Below are 6422 nucleotides of genomic sequence, written 5' to 3' on the forward strand. Positions count from 1 at the left end.
AGGCTGAGCCGCCTGCTCGCCCGGGGCGGTTTGGACCGGGGTCGTGCCCTGCCCGTTCGGACTGGGGGAGTTGCAGGCACCGGCAAGGATAGCGAGAGCAATGACCAGACCTAGGTGCGGCGCTTTCATGTTCCCTCCTCCAGATGACTCCCAACGTGAATGCTCGCCCATCGATGAAGGGATTTGCCAACCTAGCTGGATAGGCGGCGGGCCAAGTCCAGGAGGCGGCGTTGGTCGCTGGGGTCCAGCCTCCGGACGAGGTCCAAGAGCTCGTCGGTGATGTCGTCGTCCCGCGGCCCCCCGGCAGGCTCGGACAGCATGGCGTGCGCTACCAACTCCTGGCGGTCGTGGAACCAGCTTTCCTGCGGCGCGGAGGCGGCCGCCCTCGCGACCGGCTCCATCGGGGGAGGGGCGGACGTCGTCCGGGGGCTGGCGACCACGCCCCCCATCCGTGACTCGGCCCCCGCGATGAGCTCGGACAGTTCCACGTCCAGCGCCTCGGCGATCTGTCCCAGGACGCGGGTGGACGGGTGCTTTCGTCCGCCCTCGATCTCCGACAGGTACGGGTAGGACAGGCCCGTCAGGCTGGCCAGGGTCTTGCGGTCGATGCCGCGCTCGGTGCGCATGATGCGGATCGTGAGGCCCAGGGCCTTGTCCCCGGCCCCCGGACGGCTGCTCATCGCAACACCCTAGCAGCAGATCACCCTTGTCCGGTTGCATCTTGTCGCTACTAGCATCTATAGTACCTCCCATAGAAGCCATACGAGCCGAGGAGGACGCTGTGAGCAACAACGGTGACGCCAGAAAGAGGGCCTACGACGTGGGAGCCCAGGCCGCACGCGCACGTATAGATAAGGAGGCGCCGCACCTCGCCGAGGCCCTGAGGGCGGTCTGCGGATCGGACATCGTGGTGGTGGACGGGTGCTACGACCACGTCCATCTGGTCCTGGACTCGATGCAGATGCCGTTCGTCCGGGTGCCGGCCGAGGCGCTGGGGCGGGTGGCGCTTCGTCCGGAGCAGCTGCTGATCGTGAACTGCCCCGGACAGATCGAGCGGGACGCCGTCGGCCGGATCCGGCAGTTCGTGGACGACGGCGGCTCGCTTTTCAGCACGGACTGGGCCCTGCGCCACGTCATCGAGCCGTGCTTTCCCGGCACGGTCGACTACAACGGCACGCCGACGCGCGACGACGTCGTCCGCATCGAGGTCACGGCGCACGACAACCCGTTTCTGCGGGGAGTGATGGACCCGTCCGACGACCCGCAGTGGTGGCTGGAGGGATCGTCCTACCCGATCCGCGTGCTGGACGCGGGGGTCCAGGTGCTCGTCCGCTCGTCGGAGCTGGGCTCGCGCTATGGGGAACCGGCGGTGGCGGTGCGCTTTGAGCACGGACGCGGCGAGGTGTTCCACATGATCTCGCACTACTACCTGCAGCGGACCGAGCTGCGCACCGAGCGCCACGCGCAGTCGTCGGCGGGGTGGTTCGAGGAGAAGGGCGTCCCGATGCCCGCGGGGGCCGCCGACCTGTGCGTGGGCGACGTCGAGTCGGCCTCGTCGTCGGTGCGCCTGGTGGCGAACCTGGTGGGTGAGAAGAAGTCCAGGACCCTGAAGGGAAGCGACAAGTCCTGACCCGCGGGGGGGGCGTCGAGCGCGACTAGCATCTTGGGTGGAAGGGAGGTGGCGATGGCTAGTCGAATGAGCTGGACCCCCTGCTCGTGTGGTGAGTCGCGCGTGTTCGACATCAAAGAGCACGCGGAGTGCGACGGCTGCACCAAGAGGTTCGTCCGTCCCGCTTCGGGGGGTTCATGGCGAGAGTGTCCTGCTTGCGGCGGTGAGCGGGAGACCGTTCGCGTCAGCGGCGCCTGCGTCACCTGCAATGAACGGCGGGACGCCCCTCCGACGCCGATGACCGACGAGCCGGTAGGGCCTGTTCTGCCGGCTTCAGATCCGAGTCCCGCCGACGCTTCACCGCATCCTCCTCCTGATGTCGTGAGGATCTCCGTTCCCAGTCGACCTGCCGACGCTCAACCTCCGGATCTGGGGGAGCGTCCCGCGCCGTCGGTTTACGCGCATACGTCCTCGGAGGACGGCCTTCGGGGCGGGCAGCTGGTGAGCGGGATCGTCGGGATGTTCGCAGCGGTTGGCCTCGGGATGGGGCTCGCTGCCGTCCTGTTCCTGAACGCGATCGGCTTCTACAAAGCGCGTTCCGGTGATGGCCTGGAGGGATTCGGCGAAGCAATCGCAGGAAGCCTCGCCCTGGGCGCAGTGCTCGTGTTCTCGATACTCGTGGGAACGGTGCTGGCCGCCATGGCCGGCATCGTGGTGGCCAGAGTCGCCAGATCAGGGGGTTCGGCAGCCGGACTCGCGGCACTCGCATCCGGCCTCGGACACCTCGCTCTGGTTGCTGCCGCGGGCGCTGTTCTTCTCGGGGGGTCCTCCGTCCTGGCGGAGTCGGCTCCCGACACGCCGGCTCCAACGCCTGAGCCGGTGGAGTCAAGGGATCCGGAGGAGCGGGCTGACTGCGTCCGGCTGTTCGGGGCCGACTCCCGGATTTGTCAGGATCCGACGCCCGAACCTGCAGATGACATCAACGACCGCGACGATGGCGATAAGGCGCCCATCGCCCTGAGCGCGATCCTCAAACTGGCGCTGGGAGTGCTGCCCGCAGCTCTGGTGGGAGCTTTGACGGGTCTGCTGCTGTTCACTCCCAGCCGCAGACGTAGGCCCGAGGTGTAGGACATTTCGAGGCCTCGTCGCCGGCATCCCGCCGTGTTGCCTACAGCTGATGCTGTTGTTAACGTCTGCGACGAGACTTGACTGCCCGGCCCGTCCGCCGGGCTGACCGAGGGGGGCAAATGCTTACTAGGACGTTGGTGCGCGATGCCCTGATCCGGCTCTCGGTCGTGCTCGGCCTGGGAGTCGCTGGACTGATCGCGTGGGCGGGGGCCGCGGTGGCGCAGGCGGACCGCTGCATCGTGACCGGTGAGACGGGTTGCCCCGACCTCATCGTCGAGAAGACGGTGTCGGGACCGGGTCAGACCGACAGAGAAGCCGTGACAGTGGAGACCGGCGATGAGGTGTTCTTCTCGCTGCTGGTTCGCAACCAGGGCACGGGAAGCGCCCTCATCCCAGCAAACGCCGTCCTGGTGCGAGACCTCATCCCCCCGCATATCACCAATGTGTCGGCGCCAGCCTGCACCACGACCACCTTCCCCGAGGGCACGCTCGTCGAGTGCAGGTCGGACCCGGACGAAGGCAGCCAAATGGACGCGGGGGGCTCACGGGGCTTTGGCATCACGGGCACCGCTACAACCCCCGGCGCCGTCACAAACGCCGCCATCGTCGATCCCGACGATGCCGTCGCCGAGGGCAACGCGGCCGGAAACGCGGAGTCCAACAACCGCGACACCGCCCAAGTATTGATCTTCGACACGGACATCATCGTCAGCAAGACGGACTCTCCTGACCCGGTCGCTCCCGGCGGCTCCATCACGTACACGATCACGGTTGCGACCGATGCCGACAGTCAGACGCTGACGAACCTCACGCTGCGCGATCAGATCCCGGACGGCACGACGCTGGTGGGGATCACTCCCGGCCCCGAGGAGCTGGCTGAGTACACATGCAGCGTCACAGGCCCTCCACCGACGGTGATTTGTGTTCTCAATGCGGGTCAGACGGTCGAGCCGGGGGAGACCGACACGTTCACGCTTACGGTGAACGTCACCGCACCGGACGACTCCGTTATCACCAACATCGCCAGTGCCTCCGCCACTATCACCGGCGGAAGCGGGATCGTCGCCGGACAGGACGATGAACGAACGGCGGTGGAAGCTCCGGCCGACATCTCCGTAGAGAAGTCGGATAACCCGGACCCCGTGACCGCCGGCCAGATCCTGACGTACACGGTGGTGGTCAGGAACCTCGACGCCGGGGCGGAGGCCGAGGCTGTACGCGTGGAGGACACGCTGCCGGCCGGCACGACCTTCGTCCCCGAAGGTTCAAGCCCCAACTGCGCCCCCCCGGAGGATGGGATCGTTGTGTGCCTGATTCCGGAGATTGCTCCGCAGCAATCGGCGAGCCTGACGATCCAGGTGCGCACGAGCCCGTCACTGGCCAACGGCACCGTCCTGACCAACGTCGTCTGCGTCCGTGCTTCCAACCAGGCCGACAACCAATGTCAGGGCAACAACCGAGACACGGAGGACACGACGGTCCAGTCACGCGCGACGCTGGCGTTGACCAAGTCGTGTACCTCCAACACGGCCCGGCCCGGTGGCGACGCTGCCCCCGGTGATCGTGTGACGTGTGTGATCAACGTCACCAACCAGGGACCGAGCACCGCGACCGACGTGACGCTCTCCGATGATCTTCCGGACGGGGCGACAATGGCCGGGACACCGCAGTCCACCACCGACGATGGCACCGCGCCCTTCGCGTGCACGGTTCAGGCCACCGATCCCGAGCTGACGTGTGGCCCAGACCCGACCCTGTCGCCGAACTCCACCAACACGGTCCGATACACCGTGACCGTTACCCGTTCGGCCACTCCGGGCCAGCGGTTCACGAACACGGCGACGTCTGACGCGGCAAATGCGGAGGCCGTGACCAGAACAGCCGTGATCACGGTGGCGCGATGCACGATCGACGCCCGTGGCGCCGTATCCGGCCGCTCCATCGTTGGGACCGCCGGCAACGACGTCATCTGTGGGTCGCGCTTCGCGGATGCGATCGACGGTCGCGGCGGCAACGACGTCATCTTTGCGGGTGGGGGTGCCGACGCGGTCAATGGTGGAAGCGGAAACGATCTCATCTTCGGAGGGGCGGGAGCCGATGCACTGCGCGGCGGTCTCGGTTTCGACGTGATCGACGGCGGATCGCAATCAGACGCCTGTTCGGGTGAAAGCAAAGTGAATTGTCCATGAACTGGTAACAACCAGAAGGGGGCCGGACCGCCGGCCCCCTTTTGTTGAGCCGACTCCCGGGCCTCAGCGGCAGACCAGCGGGGAAGCAGGGTCCGAGTCCCGCCACACGAGCGGAGGCACAGGCTGGTGAGCAGGTTCAGCGAGCAGAACGCCAGGATCATTGAGGCGTTCCGTGGCAACGCCGGCAAGGTCGACTGGTACTTCGACGGGGCTCCCCTGGTGCTGCTTCACACCCTAGGTGCCCGCACCGGCCGCGAGCACGTCACGCCGCTGATGCGACAGGACCTTGGTGAGTCCCTGGCGGTGTTCGCCTCAAAGGGCGGCTCCCCCACGCATCCGCAGTGGTTCCACAACCTGGTTGCGAGCCCGATGGTCACTGCCGAGGTCGGGACAGAGACCCGCCGCTTCCGCGCCCGCGTCGCAGCGGGGGCCGAGCGGGAGCGCATCTGGACGACCCAGAAGCAGCGGTACCCGTTCTTCGCCGACTACGAGGCGAAGGTGGAGCGGGAGATCCCGGTTGTCATCCTCGACCCACTGGACTGAGGCCGAGTGCAAGGTCGCCGTGCTCCGGCGTCCAACCGGCTCATGATTCGTCATGGACAGCCGCAACCACCGTGTAGCGTTCGTCCGTGACCTCTCGGCCCCACAGCTTCGATCTCCCGGTGAGATCCTGAACGGTCACGTTCGCGACTGAACTAGGCAGAGCCGCGACGACCTCCTCACTGTGCAGGCCGGCCCCCGTGTCCCAGTAGCCCTCGATCAGGACGAGCCGGCCCGCCGGTCTCAGCAGCGATGCCCATCGTGCCAGCACCTGCGGAGGGTCCGGAAGCGTCCACAGGAGGTGCCGGCAGATGACGACGTCGAACGTGCCGGAAGGAAAGTCCGGTGCGGCTGCGTCCATGAGGTCGAAACGGATGACGCGGCCCGCCACAGCAGCCCTCGTGCGAGCGATCTCCAGCATTCGCGGGGACAGGTCGATTCCGGTGACGTCGTGACCCAGTCCTGCCAGCACCAAGGCGACGGATCCCGTCCCGCACCCGACTTCGAGCACGGCTGAACCCTCGGCGGGCATCCACCCCCTTAGCGACTCCGTCCACGCATGGAGAATCCGCGGGTCGCGCATCCCGTGGTCGGGCTCTTCATCGAACGCATCGGCGGCGGCGTCCCAGAAGCGGCGCGTTTCGCCCAGCCGGCTCTGGTCCAACGGTTCCTCCTCCTGTCGCCGGGCTGGATCCTAAGGGTGCACGACCGTTGCGGCGAAGTCGCGTGGGCGAAAAGAAGAAGGGGCCCCCGAAGGGGCCCCTTCCGAAACCAGTCCTGAAGTGCTAGGCGCGACGGCTGGGCTTGCCTCCAACGAGGCCTTCGCAGTACTCCGCGACGGTCTGGTCGTTGGCCTCGGCCGCACGCTCGAGTCCCTGGAACGGGGGAGCCTTGCGCTTGTTGGCCTGGCCCGTCTCCGAGCCGTTGAAGTACGCCGTGTAGAGTCCGTGCGTGTT

At 67.0% G+C, this 6422-nt stretch carries 6 protein-coding genes; 4 read left to right on the forward strand and 2 right to left on the reverse strand.

Annotated elements, in window-relative coordinates; genetic code table 11:
- Positions 1-191: 191 nt before the first annotated feature.
- Positions 192-680, reverse strand: coding sequence for a helix-turn-helix transcriptional regulator (locus VNE62_02610; protein ID HVE91179.1), 489 nt, complete (start codon positions 678-680; stop codon positions 192-194).
- 101 nt (positions 681-781) lie between these two features.
- Between VNE62_02610 and VNE62_02615 the strand changes: the two genes are divergently transcribed.
- From VNE62_02615 to VNE62_02630, 4 genes are all read left to right on the forward strand, one after another.
- Positions 782-1630: a hypothetical protein gene (locus VNE62_02615; GenBank protein ID HVE91180.1), complete on the forward strand. Its 849-nt coding sequence runs from the start codon at positions 782-784 to the stop codon at positions 1628-1630.
- Between the two features lie 480 nt (positions 1631-2110).
- Positions 2111-2737, forward strand: a complete 627-nt coding sequence (locus VNE62_02620) for a hypothetical protein (GenBank protein ID HVE91181.1) — start codon at positions 2111-2113, stop codon at positions 2735-2737.
- Positions 2738-2874: 137 nt separating this feature from the next.
- Positions 2875-4926 (forward strand): hypothetical protein, encoded by a 2052-nt coding sequence (locus tag VNE62_02625; GenBank protein HVE91182.1) that lies wholly within the window; start codon positions 2875-2877, stop codon positions 4924-4926.
- Positions 4927-5052: 126 nt separating this feature from the next.
- Positions 5053-5469, forward strand: coding sequence for a nitroreductase family deazaflavin-dependent oxidoreductase (locus tag VNE62_02630; protein HVE91183.1), 417 nt, complete (start codon positions 5053-5055; stop codon positions 5467-5469).
- A gap of 40 nt (positions 5470-5509) precedes the next feature.
- On the opposite strand, the gene VNE62_02635 is transcribed toward VNE62_02630, so the two are convergent.
- Entirely contained in the window at positions 5510-6130 is a 621-nt protein-coding gene (locus VNE62_02635) for a class I SAM-dependent methyltransferase (GenBank protein ID HVE91184.1), read from the reverse strand.
- Positions 6131-6422: the final 292 nt, after the last annotated feature.

The organism is Actinomycetota bacterium (assembly GCA_035536535.1).
Taxonomy (GTDB): Bacteria; Actinomycetota; JAICYB01; order JAICYB01; family JAICYB01; genus DATLNZ01.